Here is a 22,927-nt window from a genome sequence, read left to right on the forward strand (position 1 = left end):
CGGCAACCCGATTCCAGCACACCATAAGAAAAAGCCAACACAATCAGAATTCCAGGAGCTTTCACCATGTCGTCGATTCGTCATTTCGCTTTGGCCGCCCTGGCCAGTGCCCTTTTTGCGGGTTCCGCGGTTGCCAAGGATTACGAACTGCTCAACGTGTCGTACGACCCGACTCGCGAGCTGTATCAGGACTACAACGCCGAATTCGTCAAGTTCTGGCAGAAAGACCACGCCGGCGACAGCGTGAAAATCCAGCAGTCCCACGGTGGATCAGGCAAGCAGGGCCGGGCAGTGATCGACGGTCTGCGTGCCGACGTGGTGACCTTGGCCCTGGCCGGTGACATCGACGAAATCGCCAAACTCGGCAAGACCCTGCCAGCGGATTGGCAGAAGCGTCTGCCGGAAGCGAGCACGCCTTACACCTCGACCATCGTGTTCCTGGTGCGCAAGGGCAACCCTAAAGGCATCAAGGACTGGGGCGACCTGACCAAAAACGGCGTGGAAGTCATCACCCCGAACCCGAAAACCTCCGGCGGCGCACGCTGGAACTTCCTCGCGGCGTGGGCCTATGGCCTGAAAGCCAATGGCGGTGACGAAGCGAAAGCCAAGGAATACGTGCAAACCCTGTTCAAACACGTTCCTGTGTTGGACACCGGTGCTCGCGGTTCGACAATCACCTTCGTCAACAACGGTCAGGGCGACGTGTTGCTGGCCTGGGAAAACGAAGCCTTCCTGGCCCTGAAAGAAGACGGTGGCGCTGACAAGTTCGACATTGTCGTGCCTTCGCTGTCGATCCTCGCCGAACCTCCGGTAGCCGTGGTCGACAAGAACGCCGAGAAAAAGGGCAACACCGAGATCGCCGAAGCGTACCTCAAGCACCTGTACAGCCCGGCCGGCCAGGAAATCGCGGCAAAAAACTTCTATCGTCCACGTGACAAGGATATTGCCGCCAAGTACGCCAAACAGTTCCCGACACTGGACCTGGTGACCATCGACAAGGACTTCGGCGGCTGGAAAACCGCTCAACCGAAATTCTTCAACGACGGTGGCGTGTTCGACCAGATTTATCAGGCGCAATAACCTGAAATAAGCCATAAACGAGCCTCGAATTCCGATTCGAGGCTTTGCGCGTTCTCAACCAAGGACTTTTATGTCGCGTCGTATCTCCCCCGTCATACCCGGCTTCGGGCTGACGCTGGGCTACACCTTGGTGTACCTCAGCCTGATTGTGCTCATTCCACTGGCGGCGATGTTCGTGCATGCCGCCCAACTCACCTGGGATCAGTTCTGGGCGATCATCTCGGCACCACGGGTGCTGGCGGCGTTGAAGCTCAGCTTCGGCACCGCGTTCTATGCCGCGATCATCAACGGCATCATCGGCACGCTGCTGGCTTGGGTGCTGGTGCGCTACACGTTCCCGGGTCGCAAGATCATCGATGCGATGATCGACCTGCCGTTCGCGCTGCCCACTGCCGTGGCCGGTATCGCACTCACCGCGCTGTACGCTCCTAACGGTTTGGTCGGTCAATTCGCGGCGGACCTGGGTTTCAAGATCGCGTATACCCCCCTCGGCATCACGCTCGCACTGACGTTCGTTACACTTCCATTCGTGGTACGTACAGTACAGCCAGTACTGGCCGATATCCCACGTGAAGTTGAAGAAGCAGCCGCGTGCCTTGGTGCGAAACCCTTGCAGGTTTTCCGCCATATTCTGGTGCCCGCGCTGCTGCCAGCCTGGCTGACCGGTTTCGCGTTGGCCTTTGCCCGCGGAGTCGGCGAGTACGGTTCGGTGATTTTCATTGCCGGCAACATGCCGATGAAAACCGAGATCCTGCCGCTGCTGATCATGGTCAAACTCGACCAGTACGATTACACCGGCGCCACGTCCATTGGTGTACTGATGCTGGTGGTTTCCTTCGTCCTGTTGCTGCTGATCAACTTGCTGCAACGACGCATCGAAACCCCATAAGGAGGCGCGAAAGTGTCCCAATCGTCTATTAGCGCCGCTTCCTCGGCCAACGCTGCCCGCCGTGGCAGTGCCACTTCGCGGCGAATCCTGATCAGCCTTGGCTGGCTGATTTTTGCGTTGTTTCTGTTTTTACCGCTGTTCATCGTGGTGTCCCAGGGCCTGAAAAATGGCCTCGGTGCGTTCTTCACCGCGATCTTTGAGCCCGACGCTTTGTCGGCTCTGAAACTCACGGTGATTGCCGTGCTGATTTCAGTGCCGCTGAACCTGGTGTTCGGTGTCAGCGCTGCATGGTGCGTGAGCAAGTACTCGTTCCGTGGCAAAAGTATGCTGGTCACTCTGATCGACTTGCCGTTTTCGGTGTCGCCGGTAATCGCCGGTCTGGTCTACGTGCTGATGTTCGGTGCTCAGGGCCTGTTTGGTCCGTGGTTGCAGGACCATGACATCCAGATCGTCTTCGCGTTGCCGGGCATCGTGCTGGCGACGATCTTCGTCACCGTGCCGTTCGTGGCGCGCGAGCTGATCCCGCTGATGCAGGAACAAGGCACGCAGGAAGAAGAGGCCGCGCGCTTGCTCGGGGCCAATGGCTGGCAGATGTTCTGGCACGTCACCGTTCCCAACATCAAATGGGGTCTGATCTACGGCGTGGTGCTGTGTACGGCGCGGGCCATGGGTGAGTTCGGTGCGGTGTCGGTGGTTTCCGGGCACATTCGCGGGGTGACCAACACCCTGCCGCTGCACGTCGAGATCCTCTACAACGAATACAACCACGTGGCCGCGTTCGCCGTGGCGAGCCTGTTGCTGATCCTGGCGCTCTTCATCCTGCTGCTAAAGCAGTGGAGCGAAAACCGTATTAACCGCCTGCGCGCCAGCGCCGCGGAGGAATAAGTCATGTCGATCGAAGTGCGTAACGTCAGCAAGAATTTTCACGCGTTCAAGGCGCTGGACAACATCAGCCTGGACATTCAAAGCGGCGAACTCGTGGCGCTGCTTGGCCCGTCTGGCTGCGGCAAGACCACCCTGCTGCGGATCATCGCCGGTCTGGAAACCCCGGATAAGGGAAACATCGTGTTCCACGGTGAAGACGTCTCCGGCCATGATGTGCGTGATCGCAACGTCGGTTTCGTGTTCCAGCACTACGCGCTGTTCCGCCACATGACCGTGTTCGACAACGTCGCGTTCGGTCTGCGCATGAAGCCGAAAAACCAGCGCCCGAGCGAAAGCCAGATCGCGGTGAAAGTCCACGAGCTACTGAACATGGTGCAACTGGATTGGCTGTCGGATCGCTACCCGGAACAACTCTCTGGCGGTCAGCGTCAACGTATTGCCTTGGCTCGTGCCTTGGCGGTTGAACCGAAAGTCCTGCTGCTCGACGAACCCTTCGGCGCCCTCGACGCCAAGGTCCGTAAAGAACTGCGTCGCTGGCTCGCACGCCTGCACGAAGACATCAACCTGACCTCGGTGTTCGTGACGCACGACCAGGAAGAAGCGATGGAAGTCGCCGACCGCATCGTGGTGATGAACAAGGGCGTGATCGAGCAGATCGGCTCACCGGGCGACGTCTACGAAAACCCGGCCAGCGATTTCGTTTATCACTTCCTGGGTGACTCGAACCGGTTGCATCTGGGTGAAGACAACCATGTGCTGTTCCGTCCGCACGAAGTGTCGCTGTCGCGTCATGAGCTGGAAGATCACCACGCGGCCGAGGTGCGGGATATTCGTCCGTTGGGCGCGACGACACGGGTGACGTTGAAGGTCGAAGGCCAGAGCGAATTGATCGAAGCTGAAGTGGTGAAAGATCACGACAGCCTGATCGGGTTGGCGAAGGGCGAGACGCTGTTCTTCAAGCCGAAGGTCTGGCAGAAGCTCGCCAACATCTAAGATCAAAAGCTTCGTCGGAACGCCGCCCGGAGCAAGCCCGTTCCCACATTGGATATGTGTACACCATAGAGCCAGTGTGGGAGCGGGCTTGCTCGCGAAAGCGATCTACGCAGCAGCGCGATTCGGATTGAGCCGCACACCGCCCACCCGCGCCTCGATCTGCTTTTTGAGGTCATGTCGCAACCCCAGCAAAAACGCCAACTCAACCACCACAAACAACGGCCCGACAATCAACCCCGTCACATCATCGACAAACGCCGGTTTGCGTCCTTCGTAGTGATGACCGACAAACTGAATCGCCCAACCCACCACAAACATCCCGATGCCGCTCGCCAGCCAGACCAGCGTGCTTTGCTGCGCGAGCACATGACCCAGCCAAACACAAAGACCCAGCAACACGGTCATCAGCACGCCCAGCCGAAACTCCAGTCGCAGATAAAACCACGCCGAAGCCAGCGCCAAAAGCACTGCCGGTGACACCCAAACCCCGGCCAGCGGCCACTCGGGCCGTGACAGCAGCACCGCAACGGCGACAACGATCAGCGGAATACCGATAAAGTGGCTGGCAATATTGCGCGGGTCACGGTGGTAGGCAGCGTATTGACTGAGATGGTCGACGAGGCTTTTCATTGTTATTCCTCCTGTTGGGTGATGGATCATGCCCCGGGTCCACATTTCGCTCTGTCAGGCAGGCGACAATCTCTAGGAGTTTTCATGGATATGCAGGTCTGGCGTCCACGCCTGATGAGCGGCCAGTGGTTCAGCCATTTACCTGTTTCCTTACAGGATAGTCTGCTGGCCGCCGCCAGGGTGCGGCGGTTGTCGCCAGGCCAGCGGCTGTTCAAGCGCGGCGATCCACCGTGCGGGCTGTACGCGGTGCTCGAAGGTTCGGTGCGGATCGGCGCAGTGAGCGAGCAGGGCAAGGAGGCGCTGTTGAGCCTGGTGGAGTCGCCCCACTGGTTCGGCGAAATCTGTCTGTTTGATGGTCAGCCGCGCACCCACGATGCGTACGGTGCCGATCAATGCGTCCTGCTGCACATCCCGCAAACGGTGTTGTTAAAGCTGCTTGACGATCAACCGCTGCATTGGCGGCAACTGGCGCTGCTGATGAGCCACAAACTGCGCCTGACCTTCATCAACCTTGAACAGCTGAGCCTGATGCCAGCCCCGGCGCGCCTGGCCCATCGCCTGCTGATGATTGCCGAGGGCTATGGCGAAATCGATCCACCGCGCCGGGTCCTGCAACTGCCCCAGGAGCAACTGGCGTCGATGCTGTCGCTGTCGCGCCAGACCACCAACCAGATTCTCAAGGACTTGCAGGGGCAGGGGGTTATTGGCCTGGGCTATGGCGAAATCGAAATCCTCGATGCCGAGCGGTTGTGGGCGCTGGCCACAATCTAACGCCCAACCCCTAACTCCCACAGGGGGAATGTGCTGAAGTTAGTGATGGGCAACCGGGCCGAAGGCGCCTAGCCTATACCCCTGAATAATCGAGGTGTGCCATGCGTGTCCTGTTAGTGGAAGACGAACCTGAAGTCGCCAAGCTCCTGGCCAACGGCCTGAACGAAGCGAGCTATTCGGTGGATGTGGCGGTCAACGGAATGGACGGCCGGCGCTTTATCGAGTCCGGCAAATACGAGCTGATCATCCTCGACGTGATGCTGCCCGGGCTCAATGGATGGCAGTTGCTGCAGCAGATCCGCAAACTCGGCGAGACGCCGGTGCTGTTCCTGACCACCAAGGACGGCATTGAGGATCGCCTGCGCGATCTCGAGTTGCATGAGGATGATTACCTGCTCAAGCCGTTTGCCGTGAGTGAACTGGTGAAGCGAGTGCGCAAGTTGTTGCGGCGGGATCAGGGGCGCTGAGACCGGGTCCGATCAATCTATGAGCTAGACTTCGACTTTGTTATGCATTAAATACAATGCAAATAGGTTATTTCAGTAAATATGCACTGTATATGATGCAGGTGGGTGGGATGGAATACCTCGGCGAATTGATCAGGTTGCTGCGCAAAGAGCGAAAGATGTCTCAACAAGACCTGGCAAAGCAGTACGGCATGAGCCGTTCCACGATTTCGGGTATCGAGAACAACACCATTTCCGAAATTGGCCTGCGCAAGGTTGAAGCGATCCTCAATGGCTTCGGGTACGAACTGACGGCCGTGCCGCGGCGGTCGACGCGTCCTACACTGGAGACCCTCAAAAAGGTCAACTTCCATGGGTGAGCAGCAGGAAAAGGACAGGCTGCACATCAGTGTTTCCGGCACAACGGTCGGAACCCTCGGCCGTGGTCAGTCGCGCATTGATTCAGTGTTTGCCTACGCCGAAGGCGCGCTAGAAGAAAATGCCGTCTCATTGACCATGCCCGCTCGCCTCGAGAGCTACACGTGGGAGCGAGGTGTCCCGCCGGTTTTTGAAATGAATCTACCGGAAGGTTCTCTGCGCGATGAGTTGACTCGTCGCTTCAGCAAAGCGATTCGAGGGTTTGACGACTTCGCGATGCTGGCGATCGTCGGCCCGCACCAGCTTGGGCGAGTGGGGATTGCAAACGCGCAAGAGGTGAGTGACCGGCTTCCAGAAACCAGCCTTGCAGATCTGCTGGTTTATGACGGTGCGCAAGGTTTGTTCGAAGATCTGCTGCACACCTATGGCCAATATTCGGGCGTTTCCGGTGTGCAGCCGAAGGTGCTTATCCGTGACAGTGCGACAACTGTCGACCGATTGACCCATCGAGGGGCAACGCATCTGGTCAAATCGTTTCGGCCTGAGGAATACCCTGAACTCGCTGCCAACGAATACTTCTGCATGAGGGCTGCGCTGCATTCGGGTCTTGAAGTGCCGGTTTTCGAACTGAGCGATCACGGTAAATTTCTGGTCGTCGAACGTTTCGATCTGAATGAAAGAGGTTATCTGGGCTTTGAGGATTTCTGCGTGCTCAATGCCTGGCCTTCGAAGGCCAAGTACGATGGTTCGTACGAAGGCGCCGTGAGGCAGATCAAGGAGTTTGTCTCCCCGCCGTTGCTCAACGACGCCCTTGAGTCTTTTTTCACAATAGTGGCGTTGTCATCCGCTCTGAAGAATGGCGATGCTCACCTCAAGAACTTCGGTGTGCTGTACGAACATTGCGGGGCTGATGCGCAAATCAGACTGGCTCCGGCCTATGACATCGTCACGACTTCGGTCTACATCAAGGCAGACAGTATGGCGTTGCTGTTAGGCGGATCAAAGGCGTGGCCCAAATACAAAATGCTGATGCGTTTTGGTCGGTCGGCTTGCAACCTGACCGAGGGACGGTGCAATGAACTGCTGCAGCAAGTCGCTCATGGAATGGAGGTCGCGAAGGCGGAAATGGTTGATTACATCAGGGAAAATGGCGCCTTTGCCATGGTTGGCGAAGCGATGATCGAGCAGTGGAAATCAGGTGTAGTACGCAGCTTGGTCAAAAGCTGATCACCGCAACCCATCCCGAAATTGCCCCGGTGTCATCCCGGTCCAGCGCTTGAAGGCGCGGCTGAAGCTGCTCGTGTCCGCAAATCCCAGCAGATAGCTGATCTCGCTCAATGAGCATTGCGGATCGCGCAGATGCAGCAGCGCCAGGTTCTCGCGACTCTCGTTGAGCAGCGTATCGAACCGGTAACCCTCGTCCGCCAGATGCCGTTGCAGGCTGCGCAAACTCAGGTGCAAGGCCTGGGCGATGTGTTCGGCGCTGGGCTCACCTTCCGGCAATTGCTCCTCAATGGCGTCGCGAACCTTGCGTTCCCAGGTCAGGGGTTTGAGTTGGGCGAGGGTGCGTTTGAGCACGGCTTCGTTGTGCTCGGCCAGTTCCGGGTTGGCGTCGTCCAGGTGGCTGTCGAAGTCCACGACGGCGAATTCCAGTCGGTCTTCATCGGCGGCGAAATACACCGGTGAGCGGAAGACTTTGTGCCATTGATGCGGGTCCGCCGGCTCCGGGCGGCGCAGGTACACCGCCAGCGGGGCGTAATCGCGGCCCAGGCGATTGCGGCAGGTGCGTACGTAAATCGCCGTGAAGGCGTCGATGGCTTCGAAGGCCGGGGCCGGATTGCCTGGCGGGATCTTCAGGCGGAAGCGGTAGCGGTCCTCGGCGCGAGTCAGTTCCAGATCCAGGGCATCGCTGACCACCTGGTGATAACGCACGATGCGCTCGAACACTTCTCGCAGACTACCACTGGCCACCAGCGCATAACCGAGCGCGTGAAACGTGGTGGGGCTGACGAAGCGCGATACCCGCAAACCAATCGCCGGATCACCGCTGACCTGTACCGCGATTTCCCACAGGCGCGTGGTGCCGGACAACGGGTAACGGGCGTTCGGGTCGTCCATCAGTTGCGGGTCGAGCCCCGCCTGTTGGCACAGGGCGGTGCTGTCGAGGCCCAGCGCATCGAGTTGCTTGCGCAGGGCGCGGGTCCAGCTGGCGAGGGAGGTCGGTTCAGTCATGCTGATTGGCGCTTCCGGTCAACAGGTTGGCGTTCACGGCTACCGCTTTGCGAGGGTTCACAAGGCAGGATGCGAACATCAATAACCAGAGGATGGAAGCATGCACGGTACTTCTGCAAGTCCCCAGCGACTGAATGCAGCTCAGCGATCAGCGCATATTCGCCAAGTGGTGCTGGCCAAGGGGGTCGAACTGCGTCAGCGCTACCCGATTCTCAACCATCAGGACGCCCTGGGCGCGGGCATTCTGGCCTTCGCGCTGGTCGGCATGATTGGCTCGGCAACGCTCTACATGACCGGGCACATGGCGTGGTGGGCATGCCTGTTGCTCAACGCATTTTTTGCCTCGCTGACTCACGAGCTGGAACACGACCTGATTCATAGCATGTACTTCCGCAAACAGCTCGTACCGCACAACCTGATGATGGTACTGGTGTGGCTGGCGCGGCCGAGCACGATCAATCCGTGGATTCGCCGGCATCTGCACCTCAATCACCACAAAGTCTCCGGCGCGCAAGCCGACCTGGAAGAGCGCGCCATCACCAACGGCGAACCCTGGGGTTTCGCGCGGCTGTTGATGGTCGGCGACAACGTGATGTCAGCGTTCATCCGTATGCTGCGGGCCAAGACCTGGGCTCACAAGATCAGCATCATCAAGCGCACCCTGAGGGTATACGCACCACTCGCGCTGGTGCATTGGGGGGCTTGGTACATGTTTCTCGGCTTTCACGCGGCGAACGGCATCGCTCATCTGCTGGGTACGCCTATCGAATGGTCGGCAACTACTTTGTCGGTGATGCAGGTCATCGATATCGCTGCCGTGGTGATCATCGGCCCGAACGTGTTGCGTACCTTTTGCCTGCATTTCGTCAGCTCGAACATGCACTACTACGGTGACGTGGAGCCGGGCAATGTAATCCAGCAGACCCAGGTGCTGAACCCGTGGTGGATGTGGCCGTTGCAAGCGTTCTGCTTCAACTTCGGCAGCACTCACGGGATTCATCATTTTGTGGTGAAGGAACCGTTTTACATCCGTCAGATGACCGTGCCGGTGGCGCATAAAGTGATGCGCGAGATGGGCGTGCGGTTCAATGATTTCGGGACGTTTGGGCGGGCGAATCGATTTGTGCGCAAGGAAACAACAGAGGCGCAGGAGGTTCGTGCCGCTCAGGCTTGATCGATGTTCTCGGAAACTCAAAACGGCAAAGGCGCCCGTCATCAATCTGACCCAAAAGGTCGCTACGTTATGACGCGAGCAGTGGTGCTCAGCGGTCACTGTGGTGTGATTGGTATATGTGTTTTTAATCTAACAAAGTAATTAAATATTCCTTTATTAGATAACCGTTTCAGCCAATCATCGTATCCAGTGATGTTGATCGCGCTAACAGATTTTGAGTTTCCGGGGCCGTCTCCTTGGCAGGGTGCGGTCCCTTTTTTTGTCTATTCAAAACTGCTGCATATTCTATATAGGTCTTAATAAATAGCTTCTTATTCCTTACCGAATATAACTCTCCTCCCTATACTTGCTCAGGAACAGACACGCAGCAGGAGAGTTCCCCCATGCGCAACGAATCAATTCGCTACCTGATTGTGCCGGGTTGGCAAGGATCGCCAGAAGATCATTGGCAAAGCCATTGGCAGAACAGCCTGCCGAACAGCGCGCGGGTGGAGCAGGCCGACTGGCTGACGCCGCGTCGTGAAGACTGGGTCGCGGCACTGGCTGAGGCGATTGCCGCCGACAGCACGCCGGTGATCCTGATCGCCCATAGCCTGGGTTGCATCACTGTCGCGCATTGGGCGGCCACCGCGCCCGTGCAGTTTTTGCGTCAGGTTCGCGGCGCCTTGCTGGTCGCCCCGGCGGACGTCGAGCGTGCGGCCTGCGCACCGGCCCTGCGCAATTTCGCACCGATTCCGACCCACCTGCTGCCGTTCCCGAGTCAGGTTGTCAGCTCCGACAACGACAGCGCCGTGAGCACTTCGCGTGCATTGGAACTGGCACGTCACTGGGGCGCCGAGGCGGGGATATTGTCGGGTGCCGGACACATCAACGTGAAGTCTGGTCACCAACGCTGGGAGCAGGGTTTTGCTTATCTCTATCGCCTGCAAAACCGAATGGAACACCACGCCCTGCGCCGCGCTTGAACCTTTTCTTTTTTGCTTTTGTTTTTTAAAACAACGCCCCCCGTCTCCCGGCGGTTTAGGGCGGGAGTCTGCCATGAGTTTTGAAGCCTTTGGTCAGCCGCTGCTGACCTTCCCCGACGCAGAAAAAAGTCCCCTGAGCATTCGCGCCAAGGCGCTGGTGTTTGTCGATCCGCGTTCCCGTCAGCTTCGCCAGGAGCTGGAGCTATTGGCACCGCGCTCGATCTCGGTGTTGATCCGTGGCGAAACCGGCACCGGCAAGGAGTTGCTCGCGCGGCACATCCATCGCGCGAGTGATCGCGGCGGGTTGTTCGTGTCGGTCAATTGTGGCGCGATCAGTCCGACTTACGCCGATGCGGAATTGTTCGGTTATGCCGCTGGCAGTTACAGCGGATCGGCCAGCAGTCGCGCTGGCTGGTTCGGTTCTGCCAACGGCGGGACGCTTTATCTGGATGAAATCGGCGACCTGCCGCTGCCGATCCAGATCAAATTGCTCGCGGCGCTGGAAAACCACGAAGTCACGCGTGTCGGCGCTCACCAACCAAGCCCGGTGGACGTGCGTCTGGTCGCCGCTACCAGCATCGACCTGGCCCAAGCGGTGGCCGCCGGAAAATTCCATGAGCGGCTCTACCACTACCTCAGCGAAGGCCAGCTCGAACTGCCGGCCTTGCGTGAACGGGTGGGCGATATTCTGTCGCTGTCTGAGTATTTCCTCGGCATCTATAGCCAGCGTCTGGACCTGCCGGTGCCGCTGATCAGCGAAGCCGCGCAGCATTTGTTAGAGCAACACAGTTGGCCGGGCAACACTCGGGAGCTGGAGAACGTCATTCACTTTGCATTGTTGGTCAGCACCGGCGATGAGATTTTGCCGGAGCATTTGAATCTGCCCGAGGCGCCCACCTCACTGGTACAGATCGAGCGGCAACTGAAGCAAATTCTCGGCAGCGGTTCCACCGCAGAGAAAGAATCTTTGAAACAACTCCTCAAAAACACCGCGCTTCTGTAGGAGCGAAGCTTGCTCGCGAAGCAGGCAATGCGGTGTGTCAGGAAGGACGTTTTCGCGGGCAAGCCTCGCTCCTACAGGTAACCCGCGAACTAGAGCTGTATGAACAAAATGGAATATGAAAGTGAATAAAAGATATTGTTCGGGAATAAAAAATCCCGGTATTGTCCGCGTCACGCCAGCGATAGCACTTCACTGGCACTCGTACTAAACAAGCCGTCGTCGATCACGACCGCGATTTTCGATAAGGACACTGCATGAAAAAGGTTCTGTTGTTCACCGCATTGGCGGCTGCCCTGACCGCGGGCCTGGCCCAGGCTGGCGAGAAACTGGTGGTTGCGGCGACCCCGGTTCCACACGCCGAGATTCTGGAACTGATCAAACCCACCCTCGCCAAAGAAGGCGTGGACCTGGAAATCAAAGTCTTCACCGACTACGTTCAGCCGAACGTACAGGTCGACCAGAAGCGTCTGGACGCCAACTACTTCCAGACCCTGCCGTACCTGAAAAGCTTCAACGAAGGCAAAGGCACCAACCTGGTGACCGTGATCGGCGTACACGTCGAACCGTTCGGCGGCTACTCGAAGAAAGTCAAAACCCTGGCTGAGCTGAAAGACGGCGCAACCATCGCTATCCCCAACGAAGGCAGCAACAGCGGCCGCGCCCTGATCCTGCTGCAGAAGGCTGGCCTGATCGAGTTGAAAGACCCGAAAAACGCCTTGGCCACCCCGAAAGACATCGCCAAGAACCCGCACAACTTCAAGTTCAAGGAACTGGAGTCGGCCATGCTGCCGCGTGTTCTGGACCAGGTCGACCTGGACATGATCAACACCAACTACGCGCTGGAAGCAGGTCTGAACCCGGCTAAAGACGCGCTGGTGATCGAAGGTGCAGATTCGCCTTACGTGAACTTCCTGGTGGCTCGTCCGGACAACAAGGACAGCGTTGCCATCCAGAAACTGGCCAAGGCCTTGACCAGTCCTGAAGTGAAAGCATTCATCGCCAAGAAGTACAGCGGCGCGGTATTGCCGGCGTTCTGATTCGCGAGGTAAACCCCTTCAAGGTTTCAAACGCCGACGGCTGATAGAGCGTCGGCGTTTTTTTATTGCGCCAGGATCTTTTGCTTTAAGGTTCAGGCCACCCTGGCCTTCAACGCCCTGCGCAACGCCATCAACAACTTCACGATGTCCTGCGGATCCAGCCGCTGTGGCACTTTTACGTCAGCCATTTTCTCTTCCTTGTGATGGTTCGGCCGGGGAGTCTGGCCAAAAGTTGTGCGTCCTTGGAGGGGTATTCTGAAAAAAAGATCCTTCCTACAACGCAAAGAAAAATAGTCGTCTTCCGTTACCACAGCAAATTCGGTAGATAGTTTTTTGCGTGATATCAATATGCTTTAACGGTATTTAAATTCTTCTTTTTATACCTTTAAAGTCAGTGCCTGCCGGATGGTTATCCACCACTTATGGACTGCACCACCGTCGCTTACCCCGCGGCGTCCAGGATGTTCAATGAACTTCGATTACGCATTTATCCTCAGCACCCTGCCGGCGTTTCTTAAAGCCGTGGGCGTGACGCTGCAGGTTGGCTTCATCGCTATCGGCACGTCGTTGCTGGTGGCGCTGATCAACGTGACGATTCTGGTGTTCCGCACGCCTTACTTGCAGCGTCTGGTCGGGCTGTATGTGGAACTGGCGCGCAACACCCCGCTGTTGATTCAACTGTTCTTCGTCTACTTCGCCTTGCCGGCGCTGGGCATCAAGGTCTCGGGCTTTGCGGCGGCGATCATCACCATGACCTTCCTCGGTGGCGCCTACCTCACCGAAGTGCTGCGTGCCGGCGTCGACGCGGTCCCTCAGGCGCAGCTCGAGTCCGGCCGCTCCATCGGCCTGTCTCACGGGCAATTGCTGCGCTACGTGATCCTGCCGCAAGCCGGCATCCTTAGCCTGCCGTCGCTGTTCGCCAATTTCATCTTCCTGCTCAAGGAAACCACCGTGGTCTCGGCGGTGGCGGTGCCGGAGATTCTCTACACCACCAAAAACTACATCGCGCTCTACTACAAAACCTACGAAATGCTCGCCGTGCTGACGCTGATTTGCGTGCTGCTGTTTCTACCGCTGTCGCTACTGCTCAGCCGTCTGGAAAGGAGGCTCCAGCATGGCCAGTTCGGGTCTTGAGTTGCTCTGGGTGTCACTGCCGCAACTAGGCAAGGGCGCTGCGCAAACCTTGTCGATCTCTTTCCTGAGCATCGCCATCAGCACCGTTGGCGGCGTGCTCTATGGCGTTTTGCGCACGCTGAATTCGAAATGGCTGAACGCAATCCTGCGCGTTTATCTGGAACTGTTCCGCGCGATCCCAGTGCTGGTCTGGCTGTATTTGCTGTTCTTCGGTCTACCGATTTTCTTCGGCCTGAGCATTCCGAGCTTCTGGTGCGCGGTGCTGGTGTTGTCGCTGTGGGGCGCCAGCGAAGTCGGCGAAGTGGTGCGCGGTGCGTTGCACTCGTTGCCACGCGGGCAGCGTGAAGCAGGGTTGTCGATTGGCCTGAACGGTCCGCAACTCTACGGCTACGTGTTGCTGCCACAAGCGCTGAAACGCATGACGCCACCGACCATCAACGTCTACACGCGGATCATCAAGACCAGCTCCCTGGCGGTGCTGATCGGCGTGGTCGACGTGATCAAGGTCGGCCAGCAGATCATCGAGCGCACCTACGAATCAGTGCTGATCTACGGCGCACTGTTCCTGTTTTTCTTTTTCATCTGCTACCCGCTCTCGGCCGCCTCGCGCGTGCTGGAGCGGCGCTGGACGCAAGCATGAGCGCATTGATCGAGTTCAAGGGTTTCAACAAATTTTTCGGCGAGCAACAGGTGCTCAAAGAGATCGATCTGCAAGTGAGGTCAGGCGAAGTGATCGTCATCCTCGGCCCCAGCGGCTGCGGCAAAAGTACATTGCTGCGCTGCCTCAACGGTCTTGAAGTCGCCCACAGTGGCAGCTTGAATTTTGCTGGACGTGAGTTGCTGGACAAAGGCACCGACTGGCGCGACGTGCGGCAGCAGATCGGCATGGTGTTCCAGAGTTACCACCTGTTCCCGCACATGAGCGTGCTCGACAACCTGCTGCTCGGCCCGGTCAAAGTGCAGAAGCGCGAACGCCGCGAGGCGCGCGCCCAGGCTGAAGCGTTGCTTGAGCGCGTGGGCCTTTCGGACAAGCGCGATGCCTTCCCGCGTCAGCTCTCCGGTGGCCAGCAACAACGCATCGCCATCGTCCGTTCGCTGTGCATGAATCCGAAAGTCATGTTGTTCGATGAAGTCACCGCCGCCCTCGACCCGGAAATGGTCAAGGAAGTGTTGGAAGTCATCCAGGGACTGGCCCGCGAGGGCATGACCCTGTTGATCGTCACCCACGAAATGGCGTTTGCCCGCGCCGTGGCTGACCGGATTGTGTTCATGGATGCCGGGCGAATCCTTGAGCAAAACCCTCCCGAGATTTTCTTTACGAACCCCCAAACCGCACGAGCGCAGCAGTTCCTGGAGAAGTTCTCCTACGTCGCCGCACTACCCAAAACGACTCAAACAAAGGAACTGGAACTGCTATGAAAACTGCCAAGACTTCACTGCTACTCCCGCTGCTCGGCCTCGCGTTGCTGGCCGGTTGCAACAAAACCGAAGAACCCACCAAACCGGCGGCCACCAGTGCCAGCTATCTGGAAAAAATCAAAGCACGGGACAAGTTGATCGTCGGTGTCTTCACCGATAAACCGCCGTTTGGTTTCGTCAATGAAGCCGGGCGTTACGTCGGTTTCGATACCGACATCGGCCGTCAATTCGCCAAAGACCTGCTGGGCGATGAGAACAAGGTCGAGTTTGTCGCGGTAGAACCGGCGAGCCGGATTCCGTTCCTGCAAAGCGACAAGGTCGATTTGATCCTGGCCAACATGACCGTTACCCCCGAGCGTAAGGAAGCGGTGGAATTCACCAATCCGAACCTCAAAGTTGCGGTGCAGGCGCTGGTGCCACAGGCAAGCACTGTGAAGAACCTCGATGACCTGGCGACTCGCACCACCATCGTCACCACCGGCACTACGGCCGATATCTGGCTGACCAAGAATCATCCGGACTGGAAACTGCTCAAGTTCGAGAAAAACTCCGAGTCTCTGCAAGCATTGGCCAATGGACGGGGCGATGCGTATGCGCAGGACAATCTGGTGCTGTTCAGCTGGGCGAAGCAGAACCCTGGCTATCGCGTGCTGACCCAGACCTTGGGCGCTGAAGCACCGATTGCGCCGGCGGTGAAGAAGGGCAATATCGAGCTGCGTGATTGGGTGAATGTCGAGTTGGCGAAGCTGGGTGAAGAGAAGTTTTTGCTCAAACTGTATGACCAATATGTGCGTAAAGAGCTGAGCGATGACATCAAGCCTGAGAGCGTGATTGTCGAGGGAGGGAAGTGGCAGGGGTGATCTGCTGATTATTCGGTGAGGCTGGAAACCACCCCTCACCCCAGCCCTCTCCCCACGGGGGAGAGGGGGAAAGGGAGCAGATTGGGGGCCTTTCAGAACCTGAGTTCAACTCGGGCTTTCAGGTCGATGTAGCTCGAAAGTACAACTCGATCAGTCCCCTCGCCCCTTGGGGAGAGGGCTAGGGTGAGGGGGTGGATCTAAAGCCCAGCCAATCAATCCGGCCAATACCACGCCGGCTCATCCAGCATCCGCTGCCCGACAATCCCGGTCTGGCCAAGACTCTTCTCCAGCACAATGCAATTGCACTCCGGGTCCTCCTGCAACGCCGAAATTAACCGCCGCGCATGAGAAACCACCCACACCTGACACTGCTCCGACGCCCGGATAATCAACCGCGCCAACGCCGGCAACAGGTCCGGGTGCAAACTGGTTTCCGGCTCGTTCAGCACCATCAGCGTCGGCGGCCGAGGGGTCAGTAATGCAGCGACCAGCAGCAGATAGCGCAACGTCCCGTCCGACAACTCGGCGGCGGATAACGGCCGCAACAATCCTTCCTGATAAAACTCGATCGCAAACCGTCCACCTTGCAGCGGTTCGATGTTCAGTCGCGCGCCGGGAAAGGCATCGCTGATAGCCGCCTGCAAGGCTTCGGGATCGCCGATTTCGATGATGGTCTGCAAGGCTGCCGCCAGGTCGCGACCGTCGTGGTGCAGCACCGGCGTGCGGGTGCCCAGTTGCGGTTGGCGAACCGGTGCGTCGGCGTCACTGCGAAAGTGATCGTAGAAGCGCCAGCGACGGATGAACTCGCGTAACTCCAGAACCTCCGGCGAAGAACGCAAACTGCCGACCTGATCGAACAGACTGTCGAAATTCGGCGTGTGCTGGGCCAGTACATCCCAGCTGCGATTGGCTCGGGCACGGATCATCGGGCCGTCGCGATCCACCAGCAGGCTGGCCGGCCGATAAATCGGCCCGGCCCAGACGCATTCACGCTTGATTTGCGGGTCGAGGTTGAAGCGTGACGGAATAGGTGAACTGTGTTCGGGCAGCATGAAGTGGCCGTTGGAATCGGGCAGCCCGAGGCTGATCGAATAGCTGAAATCCTCACCGGCAAACCCCAGTCGCAGTCGTTTGACGCCGTGTCTCACCGTAGCCTCGACCGGGACTTCGCCATTACGCATCCGCCGGCTGATGTTTTCCGGCCCGGCCCAGAAGGTCGAATCCAGCCCACCCTCGCGGGCCAATGCATTGACCACGCCGCCCTGAGCGGTTTCCGCCAGCAGGCGTAACGCGCGGTAGAGGTTGGATTTACCGCTGCCGTTGGGGCCGGTGATCAGGTTCAACCGGCCCAGCGGAATCACCAATTTATTGATCGAGCGGTAATTGGCCACCGCGAGGGTTTTGAGCATGGGAAGCTTCCTGCTGCGTGGTGCGCCAGTTTGCCTTATTGTCGGAAACACTGTGCCCCCTGTAGCCGCTGGCGAAGCCTGCGTTCGGCTGCGCAGCATTCGTAAATCCGGCTTGCACGGTCTGCCTGATGGACCGCGAGTTCTGATTTTACGACTGCTGTGCAGCCGAACACAGGCTTCGCCAGCTGCTACAGGGATCGCGGCGTGATCGCTTTATTTGAAGCCGTGAGACGCACCCTTGGAACCCTGTTCTAAGCTCACAGTCGTATCGCCATTGGCACGTTCGTACAACGCAAAGGAGTTTGCATGGCTGGTCCCGGATTGAAAATAGTGGTTGGCCTGAGCCTCCTTGTCCTGCTGAGCGCCTGTGGCGATAAAAAACCGGTCGAGAAGGACCGCCCTCGGGTATTCGTGCAAGAGGTAAAACCTGCGGATTACGCGGCGACGGTGACCCTGACCGGTGATGTTCAGGCGCGGGTCCAGACCGACCTGTCGTTCCGCGTTGGCGGCAAGATCATCCAGCGTACAGTCGATGTCGGTGATCGGGTTTCGGCCAAACAGGTACTGGCAAAACTCGATCCCAAGGACCTGCAAACCAACGTCGACTCGGCTCAGGCGCAGGTTGTTGCCGAACAGGCCCGAGTCAAACAGACCGCCGCCGCATTCGTTCGCCAGCAAAAACTTCTGCCCAAGGGCTACACCAGCCAAAGCGAGTTCGATTCCGCCCAAGCCGCCTTGCGCAGCAGTCAGAGCGCATTGACTGCCGCTCGGGCGCAACTGGCCAACGCCCGTGAACAACTGAGCTACACCGCGTTGGTCGCCGACGCGCCGGGGGTGATTACCGCACGCCAGGCCGAGGTCGGCCAGGTGGTGCAGGCCACTGTGCCGATTTTCAGCCTGGCCCGGGACGGTGAGCGCGACGCAGTGTTCAACGTCTACGAATCGCTGCTGACAGAGCCACCAGAGGGTAAAACGGTAGTCGTCAGCCTGCTCGACAACCCCGCGATCAAAACCACCGGTACCGTTCGGGAAATCACCCCGGCCGTCTCCGCGCAGACCGGCACGGTGCAGGTCAAAGTCACTCTCAACGGACTACCGGAAGGCATGCAGCTCGGTTCGGTGGTGAGTGCCACGGCCAAGACGCCAGGCAAATCGGCGGTCGAACTGCCCTGGTCGGCACTGACGAAAAATCTCAGCGACCCGGCCGTGTGGCTGGTGGACGGCGAGGGCAAGGCACAGCTGCACACCGTCACGGTAGGCCGCTACCTGACTGGCAAAGTGATCATCAGCGCCGGCCTGAAGGGTGGCGAAAAAGTTGTCATCGCCGGCGGCCAGTTGCTGCACCCCGGCGTGAAGGTGGAGATCGCCGAAAACACCTATAAGGATTTAGCCGAGGGAGCCCAGCCATGAAGCGTCTGTTACTGGTTTGCGCCGGTGTGATGCTGGTGGCCTGCTCGGAAAAAGAACCGCCGCCGGAGCCAGTGCGCCCGGTGTTGTCCATCAAGGTTCAGTCCCTGGACGAAGAAAGCCTGGGCCGCTTCGCTGGCAGCATCCAGGCCCGTTATGAAAGCAATGTCGGCTTCCGGGTGCCGGGACGCATCGCCAGCCGTAATGTCGATGTCGGTGCCGAAGTCGGTCAGGGGGCGTTACTCGCCACGCTCGACCCCACCGATCAGCAGAACCAGTTGCGCTCCGCTCAGGGTGATCTGGCCAGCGTCCAGGCGCAACTCATCAACGCCCAGGCCAACGCCCGGCGTCAGCAGGAGTTGTTCGATCGCGGCGTGGGCGCCCAGGCGCAACTCGACGTCGCACAGACCGACCTCAAAACCACCCAGGCCTCCCTCGATCAAGCGAAGTCTGCGGTCGATCAGGCCAAGGACCAGCTCAACTACGTCGAACTGCGCGCCGACCATAAAGCCGTGGTCACCGCGTGGAACGCCGAAGCCGGGCAAGTCGTCAGCGCCGGCCAGCAAGTGGTGACCCTGGCGCAGCCGGACATCAAGGAAGCGGTGATCGACCTGCCCGACACCCTGGTCGACCAGTTGCCGGAAGACGTGGTGTTTCAGGTTGCCGTCCAGCTCGACCCGAGCATCACTACCACTGCCATCGTTCGTGAAATCGAACCCCAGGCGCAAAGCGCGACCCGCACCCGTCGCGCCCGCCTGACACTGACCGACACGCCACCGGGGTTTCGCCTGGGTACGGCGATCAGCGTGACCCTCAGCTCCGCGATCAAACCGCGTATCGAACTGCCCCTGACCGCGCTACAGGAAGTCGATGGAAAATCGCGAATCTGGGTCATCGATCCGCAGACCCAAACCGTTTCCCCGCGAGACGTCAGCCTGGTCAGCCGCACTGACTCAACGATGGTCCTGGCCAGCGGTGTGAAGTCCGGCGAGCGGGTGGTCAGTGCCGGTGTGAATAGCCTGAAACCGGGGCAAAAAGTAAAAATCGATGAGGACAGCCCGCAATGAAAGGGAGTTTCAACTTATCCGAATGGGCCCTCAAGCATCAGTCGTTTGTCTGGTATTTGATGTTCGTCGCGCTGCTAATGGGCGTGTTCTCGTACATGAACCTCGGCCGCGAGGAAGACCCGTCGTTCACCATCAAAACCATGGTGATCCAGACCCGGTGGCCGGGCGCGACTCAGGAAGAAACCCTCAAGCAGGTCACTGACCGGATCGAGAAAAAACTCGAAGAACTCGACTCTCTCGACTACGTGAAAAGCTACACCCGCCCCGGCGAGTCGACGGTTTTCGTTAACTTGCGTGATACCACCAGCGCCAAGGACATTCCGGAAATCTGGTACCAGGTGCGCAAGAAGATCAACGACATTCGCGGCGACTTCCCCCAAGGCCTGCAAGGGCCGGGGTTCAACGATGAATTCGGTGATGTGTTTGGTTCGGTGTACGCCTTTACCGCCGACGGTTTGTCGATGCGCCAATTGCGCGATTACGTCGAGCAGGTCCGCGCCGAGATCCGCGAAGTGCCGGGGCTGGGCAAGGTCGAGATGGTCGGTGAGCAGGACGAAGTCCTCTACCTGAACTTCTCCACTCGCAAACTGGCGGCGCTGGGTATTGATCAGCGTCAGGTGGTGCAGAGCCTGCAATCGCAAAACGCGGTGACCCCGGCCGGTGTAATCGAGGCAGGTCCCGAGCGGATTTCCGTGCGCACGTCCGGGCAGTTTGCCTCCGAGAAAGACCTGGAAAACGTCAACCTGCGACTCAATGATCGTTTCTACCGCTTGGCCGACGTCGCCGAGATCAGCCGTGGCTATGTCGACCCGGCGACGCCGGAGTTCCGCTTTAACGGCCACCCTGCTATCGGCCTGGCCATCGCCATGAAGAAGGGTGGCAACATTCAGGTGTTCGGCAAGGCTTTGCACCAGCGCATGACCGACCTGACCGCGGACTTACCGGTGGGCGTCGGTGTGCACACGGTTTCCGACCAGGCCGAAGTGGTGGAAAAAGCCGTCGGCGGCTTCACCAGCGCACTGTTCGAAGCGGTGGTGATCGTGCTGATCGTCAGCTTCATCAGCCTCGGCGTGCGCGCCGGATTGGTGGTGGCCTGCTCGATTCCGCTGGTGCTGGCGATGGTCTTCGTCTTCATGGAATACAGCGGCATCACCATGCAACGGATCTCTCTCGGCGCCCTGATCATCGCCCTCGGCTTGTTGGTGGACGACGCGATGATCACCGTCGAGATGATGGTCACGCGTCTGGAAATGGGCGAGACCAAGGAGCAGGCCGCTACGTTCGCCTACACCTCGACCGCGTTCCCGATGCTCACCGGTACGTTGGTGACGGTGGCCGGTTTCGTGCCCATCGGCCTGAACGCCAGCTCGGCCGGCGAGTACACCTTCACGCTGTTCGCGGTGATCGCGGTGGCCATGATCGTGTCGTGGATTGTCGCGGTGCTGTTCGCCCCGGTGATCGGCGTGCACATCCTAAGCGCCAAAGTGAAACCTCACGACGCAGAACCGGGACGCATCGGTCGGACTTTCAATTACGGCATGCTCTGGGCCATGCGCAATCGCTGGTGGGCGATCGGCATAACCATTGCACTGTTCGTGGCGTCGGTGTTTTCCATGCAGTTTGTGCAGAGCCAGTTCTTCCCGTCCTCGGACCGCCCGGAAATCCTCGTCGACCTGAACCTGCCGCAAAACGCCTCGATCGCCGAAACCCGCAAGGCTGTGGACAAGCTCGAAGAGACCCTCAAGGGCGACCCAGACATCGTGCGCTGGAGCACCTACATCGGCGAAGGTGCGATCCGTTTCTACCTGCCCCTCGACCAGCAATTACAGAACCCGTACTACGCGCAATTGGTGATCGTCAGCAAAGGCCTGGAGTCGCGCACGGCCCTGAGTCAGCGCTTGCGTGAGCGGCTGCGCAAGGACTTCGTCGGTATCGGCAGCTACGTCCAGGCGCTGGAAATGGGCCCGCCAGTGGGGCGGCCGATTCAGTACCGGGTCAGCGGCAAGGACGTCGATCAGGTGCGTAAACACGCCATCGCCCTGGCCACCGAACTGGATAAAAACTCGCACATTGGCGAGATCATTTACGACTGGAACGAACCGGGTAAAGTTCTGCGCATCGACATCGCGCAGGACAAGGCACGGCAATTGGGGCTGTCATCGGAAGACGTCGCCAACCTGATGAACAGCATCGTGGTCGGTGTGCCGGTGACTCAGGTCGATGACGATATCTACCTGATCAACGTGGTGGGGCGTGCGGAAGACGCCGAACGCGGCACCCCGGAAACCCTGCAGAATTTGCAGATCGTCACGCCGGGCGGCACGTCGATTCCGCTGCTGGCTTTCGCTTCCGTGCGTTATGAACTTGAGCAACCGCTGGTCTGGCGTCGCGACCGCAAACCGACAATCACCATCAAGGCTGCGGTGCGTGACGAAATTCAGCCGACCGACCTGGTGAAACAACTCCAACCCGACATCGATAAATTCGCCGCCAGTTTGCCGGTGGGCTACAAGGTCGCCACCGGCGGCACGGTGGAGGAAAGCGGCAAGGCCCAGGGGCCAATTGCCAAGGTTGTGCCGTTGATGCTGTTTTTGATGGCGACCTTCCTGATGATCCAGTTGCACAGCGTGCAGAAGCTGTTCCTGGTGGCCAGCGTCGCGCCTCTCGGCTTGATCGGCGTGGTGCTGGCGCTGATCCCGACGGGCACGCCGATGGGCTTTGTGGCGATCCTCGGCATTCTTGCGCTGATCGGCATCATCATCCGCAATTCGGTGATTCTGGTGACGCAGATCGAGGCCTTGGAGAAGGACGGTCATGCACCGTGGGATGCCGTGGTGCAAGCCACGGAGCATCGTCGCCGACCGATTTTGCTGACGGCAGCGGCGGCGAGCCTGGGGATGATTCCGATCGCCCGGGAAGTGTTCTGGGGGCCGATGGCCTACGCGATGATTGGCGGGATTATTATTGCGACGTTGCTGACGTTGCTGTTTTTGCCGGCGCTTTATGTGGCCTGGTACAAAATCCGCGAACCGAAGAAAGAGGCGCAATAGCGAGCGCTACGCGCTCATCGCGAGCAGGCTCGCTCCCACAGTTGACCGAGTTGTCTAGGCGGACGCGGGTCCCTGTGGGAGCGAGCCTGCTCGCGAAG

22 protein-coding genes are annotated in these 22,927 nt (G+C 58.9%); 19 read left to right on the forward strand and 3 right to left on the reverse strand.

All coding sequences use genetic code 11. The features are described 5' to 3' along the window. Positions 1-66: 66 nt before the first annotated feature. From QFW87_RS00975 to QFW87_RS00990, 4 genes are all read left to right on the forward strand, one after another. Entirely contained in the window at positions 67-1,080 is a 1,014-nt protein-coding gene (locus QFW87_RS00975; protein ID WP_283182467.1) for a sulfate ABC transporter substrate-binding protein, read from the forward strand. A 70-nt stretch (positions 1,081-1,150) separates the two neighbouring features. Next, positions 1,151-1,969 carry a sulfate ABC transporter permease subunit CysT gene (cysT, locus tag QFW87_RS00980; protein ID WP_283182468.1) on the forward strand — a complete coding sequence of 273 codons (819 nt, stop codon included), beginning with the start codon at positions 1,151-1,153 and terminating at the stop codon, positions 1,967-1,969. A gap of 12 nt (positions 1,970-1,981) precedes the next feature. Further along, positions 1,982-2,854 (forward strand): sulfate ABC transporter permease subunit CysW, encoded by an 873-nt coding sequence (cysW, locus tag QFW87_RS00985; RefSeq protein WP_129439493.1) that lies wholly within the window; start codon positions 1,982-1,984, stop codon positions 2,852-2,854. A gap of 3 nt (positions 2,855-2,857) precedes the next feature. Further along, positions 2,858-3,847 (forward strand): sulfate ABC transporter ATP-binding protein, encoded by a 990-nt coding sequence (locus QFW87_RS00990; protein WP_046047288.1) that lies wholly within the window; start codon positions 2,858-2,860, stop codon positions 3,845-3,847. Between the two features lie 105 nt (positions 3,848-3,952). Here QFW87_RS00990 and QFW87_RS00995 read toward each other — a convergent pair whose 3' ends face one another. Next, entirely contained in the window at positions 3,953-4,477 is a 525-nt protein-coding gene (locus QFW87_RS00995) for an Mpo1-like protein (protein WP_283189602.1), read from the reverse strand. Between the two features lie 84 nt (positions 4,478-4,561). On the opposite strand from QFW87_RS00995, the gene QFW87_RS01000 reads away from it, so the two are divergent. The 4 genes from QFW87_RS01000 to QFW87_RS01015 all read left to right on the forward strand — a co-directional run bounded on the left by QFW87_RS01000 (position 4,562) and on the right by QFW87_RS01015 (position 7,299). After that, positions 4,562-5,248, forward strand: coding sequence for a Crp/Fnr family transcriptional regulator (locus QFW87_RS01000; protein WP_283189603.1), 687 nt, complete (start codon positions 4,562-4,564; stop codon positions 5,246-5,248). A gap of 101 nt (positions 5,249-5,349) precedes the next feature. Beyond that, positions 5,350-5,715, forward strand: coding sequence for a response regulator (locus QFW87_RS01005; RefSeq protein ID WP_283189604.1), 366 nt, complete (start codon positions 5,350-5,352; stop codon positions 5,713-5,715). 110 nt (positions 5,716-5,825) lie between these two features. Next, positions 5,826-6,074, forward strand: coding sequence for a helix-turn-helix transcriptional regulator (locus QFW87_RS01010; protein WP_283182472.1), 249 nt, complete (start codon positions 5,826-5,828; stop codon positions 6,072-6,074). After that, a complete protein-coding gene (locus QFW87_RS01015) occupies positions 6,067-7,299 on the forward strand; it encodes a type II toxin-antitoxin system HipA family toxin (RefSeq protein WP_283182473.1) in 1,233 nt (410 codons plus the stop codon). Before QFW87_RS01010 ends, QFW87_RS01015 begins: the two co-directional genes overlap by 8 nt. Here QFW87_RS01015 and QFW87_RS01020 read toward each other — a convergent pair whose 3' ends face one another. After that, positions 7,300-8,304: an AraC family transcriptional regulator gene (locus QFW87_RS01020; protein ID WP_283182474.1), complete on the reverse strand. Its 1,005-nt coding sequence runs from the start codon at positions 8,302-8,304 to the stop codon at positions 7,300-7,302. Positions 8,305-8,404: 100 nt separating this feature from the next. Here QFW87_RS01020 and QFW87_RS01025 point away from each other — a divergent pair, with 100 nt between their 5' ends. The 8 genes from QFW87_RS01025 to QFW87_RS01060 all read left to right on the forward strand — a co-directional run bounded on the left by QFW87_RS01025 (position 8,405) and on the right by QFW87_RS01060 (position 15,896). Continuing rightward, positions 8,405-9,478, forward strand: a complete 1,074-nt coding sequence (locus QFW87_RS01025) for a fatty acid desaturase (protein WP_283189605.1) — start codon at positions 8,405-8,407, stop codon at positions 9,476-9,478. 383 nt (positions 9,479-9,861) lie between these two features. After that, a complete protein-coding gene (locus QFW87_RS01030; RefSeq protein WP_283182476.1) occupies positions 9,862-10,443 on the forward strand; it encodes an alpha/beta hydrolase in 582 nt (193 codons plus the stop codon). Between the two features lie 73 nt (positions 10,444-10,516). Beyond that, complete coding sequence (locus QFW87_RS01035) at positions 10,517-11,446, forward strand: sigma 54-interacting transcriptional regulator (protein ID WP_283189606.1); 930 nt, start codon at positions 10,517-10,519, stop codon at positions 11,444-11,446. Between the two features lie 254 nt (positions 11,447-11,700). Beyond that, positions 11,701-12,483 carry a MetQ/NlpA family ABC transporter substrate-binding protein gene (locus tag QFW87_RS01040; protein ID WP_046052269.1) on the forward strand — a complete coding sequence of 261 codons (783 nt, stop codon included), beginning with the start codon at positions 11,701-11,703 and terminating at the stop codon, positions 12,481-12,483. 468 nt (positions 12,484-12,951) lie between these two features. After that, positions 12,952-13,617: an amino acid ABC transporter permease gene (locus QFW87_RS01045; protein WP_283189607.1), complete on the forward strand. Its 666-nt coding sequence runs from the start codon at positions 12,952-12,954 to the stop codon at positions 13,615-13,617. Further along, on the forward strand, positions 13,598-14,257 hold the full coding sequence (locus QFW87_RS01050; protein ID WP_223415282.1) for an amino acid ABC transporter permease: 660 nt from the start codon (positions 13,598-13,600) through the stop codon (positions 14,255-14,257). Before QFW87_RS01045 ends, QFW87_RS01050 begins: the two co-directional genes overlap by 20 nt. Further along, complete coding sequence (locus QFW87_RS01055) at positions 14,254-15,036, forward strand: amino acid ABC transporter ATP-binding protein (RefSeq protein WP_283189608.1); 783 nt, start codon at positions 14,254-14,256, stop codon at positions 15,034-15,036. The genes QFW87_RS01050 and QFW87_RS01055 overlap by 4 nt, the downstream gene beginning before the upstream one ends. Further along, positions 15,033-15,896, forward strand: coding sequence for a transporter substrate-binding domain-containing protein (locus tag QFW87_RS01060; protein WP_283189609.1), 864 nt, complete (start codon positions 15,033-15,035; stop codon positions 15,894-15,896). The genes QFW87_RS01055 and QFW87_RS01060 overlap by 4 nt, the downstream gene beginning before the upstream one ends. 212 nt (positions 15,897-16,108) lie before the next feature. Here QFW87_RS01060 and QFW87_RS01065 read toward each other — a convergent pair whose 3' ends face one another. Next, positions 16,109-17,305: an AAA family ATPase gene (locus tag QFW87_RS01065; RefSeq protein WP_283182479.1), complete on the reverse strand. Its 1,197-nt coding sequence runs from the start codon at positions 17,303-17,305 to the stop codon at positions 16,109-16,111. 306 nt (positions 17,306-17,611) lie between these two features. On the opposite strand from QFW87_RS01065, the gene QFW87_RS01070 reads away from it, so the two are divergent. Genes QFW87_RS01070 through QFW87_RS01080 form a run of 3 tightly spaced genes read left to right on the forward strand, consistent with a single transcriptional unit; the run spans position 17,612 to position 22,829 of the window. Continuing rightward, positions 17,612-18,715, forward strand: coding sequence for an efflux RND transporter periplasmic adaptor subunit (locus tag QFW87_RS01070; protein ID WP_283182480.1), 1,104 nt, complete (start codon positions 17,612-17,614; stop codon positions 18,713-18,715). Further along, positions 18,712-19,779 (forward strand): efflux RND transporter periplasmic adaptor subunit, encoded by a 1,068-nt coding sequence (locus tag QFW87_RS01075; protein WP_283189610.1) that lies wholly within the window; start codon positions 18,712-18,714, stop codon positions 19,777-19,779. The genes QFW87_RS01070 and QFW87_RS01075 overlap by 4 nt, the downstream gene beginning before the upstream one ends. Next, positions 19,776-22,829 (forward strand): efflux RND transporter permease subunit, encoded by a 3,054-nt coding sequence (locus tag QFW87_RS01080; RefSeq protein WP_283189611.1) that lies wholly within the window; start codon positions 19,776-19,778, stop codon positions 22,827-22,829. Before QFW87_RS01075 ends, QFW87_RS01080 begins: the two co-directional genes overlap by 4 nt. Positions 22,830-22,927: the final 98 nt, after the last annotated feature.

The sequence above is a fragment of the Pseudomonas sp. PMCC200344 genome (genome assembly GCF_030053095.1).
Lineage (GTDB): Bacteria > Pseudomonadota > Gammaproteobacteria > Pseudomonadales > Pseudomonadaceae > Aquipseudomonas > Aquipseudomonas svalbardensis.

What these genes read in the sequence shown, in the direction of transcription:
- QFW87_RS00975 (WP_283182467.1), top strand. Translation starts at nt 67, where the DNA reads ATGTCGTCGATTCGTCATTTCGCTTTGGCCGCCCTGGCCAGTGCCCTT.
- cysT (WP_283182468.1), top strand. Translation starts at nt 1,151, where the DNA reads ATGTCGCGTCGTATCTCCCCCGTCATACCCGGCTTCGGGCTGACGCTG.
- QFW87_RS00990 (WP_046047288.1), top strand. Translation starts at nt 2,858, where the DNA reads ATGTCGATCGAAGTGCGTAACGTCAGCAAGAATTTTCACGCGTTCAAG.
- QFW87_RS00995 (WP_283189602.1), bottom strand. Translation starts at nt 4,477, where the DNA reads ATGAAAAGCCTCGTCGACCATCTCAGTCAATACGCTGCCTACCACCGT.
- QFW87_RS01000 (WP_283189603.1), top strand. Translation starts at nt 4,562, where the DNA reads ATGGATATGCAGGTCTGGCGTCCACGCCTGATGAGCGGCCAGTGGTTC.
- QFW87_RS01005 (WP_283189604.1), top strand. Translation starts at nt 5,350, where the DNA reads ATGCGTGTCCTGTTAGTGGAAGACGAACCTGAAGTCGCCAAGCTCCTG.
- QFW87_RS01010 (WP_283182472.1), top strand. Translation starts at nt 5,826, where the DNA reads ATGGAATACCTCGGCGAATTGATCAGGTTGCTGCGCAAAGAGCGAAAG.
- QFW87_RS01015 (WP_283182473.1), top strand. Translation starts at nt 6,067, where the DNA reads ATGGGTGAGCAGCAGGAAAAGGACAGGCTGCACATCAGTGTTTCCGGC.
- QFW87_RS01020 (WP_283182474.1), bottom strand. Translation starts at nt 8,304, where the DNA reads ATGACTGAACCGACCTCCCTCGCCAGCTGGACCCGCGCCCTGCGCAAG.
- QFW87_RS01025 (WP_283189605.1), top strand. Translation starts at nt 8,405, where the DNA reads ATGCACGGTACTTCTGCAAGTCCCCAGCGACTGAATGCAGCTCAGCGA.
- QFW87_RS01030 (WP_283182476.1), top strand. Translation starts at nt 9,862, where the DNA reads ATGCGCAACGAATCAATTCGCTACCTGATTGTGCCGGGTTGGCAAGGA.
- QFW87_RS01035 (WP_283189606.1), top strand. Translation starts at nt 10,517, where the DNA reads ATGAGTTTTGAAGCCTTTGGTCAGCCGCTGCTGACCTTCCCCGACGCA.
- QFW87_RS01040 (WP_046052269.1), top strand. Translation starts at nt 11,701, where the DNA reads ATGAAAAAGGTTCTGTTGTTCACCGCATTGGCGGCTGCCCTGACCGCG.
- QFW87_RS01045 (WP_283189607.1), top strand. Translation starts at nt 12,952, where the DNA reads ATGAACTTCGATTACGCATTTATCCTCAGCACCCTGCCGGCGTTTCTT.
- QFW87_RS01050 (WP_223415282.1), top strand. Translation starts at nt 13,598, where the DNA reads ATGGCCAGTTCGGGTCTTGAGTTGCTCTGGGTGTCACTGCCGCAACTA.
- QFW87_RS01055 (WP_283189608.1), top strand. Translation starts at nt 14,254, where the DNA reads ATGAGCGCATTGATCGAGTTCAAGGGTTTCAACAAATTTTTCGGCGAG.
- QFW87_RS01060 (WP_283189609.1), top strand. Translation starts at nt 15,033, where the DNA reads ATGAAAACTGCCAAGACTTCACTGCTACTCCCGCTGCTCGGCCTCGCG.
- QFW87_RS01065 (WP_283182479.1), bottom strand. Translation starts at nt 17,305, where the DNA reads ATGCTCAAAACCCTCGCGGTGGCCAATTACCGCTCGATCAATAAATTG.
- QFW87_RS01070 (WP_283182480.1), top strand. Translation starts at nt 17,612, where the DNA reads ATGGCTGGTCCCGGATTGAAAATAGTGGTTGGCCTGAGCCTCCTTGTC.
- QFW87_RS01075 (WP_283189610.1), top strand. Translation starts at nt 18,712, where the DNA reads ATGAAGCGTCTGTTACTGGTTTGCGCCGGTGTGATGCTGGTGGCCTGC.
- QFW87_RS01080 (WP_283189611.1), top strand. Translation starts at nt 19,776, where the DNA reads ATGAAAGGGAGTTTCAACTTATCCGAATGGGCCCTCAAGCATCAGTCG.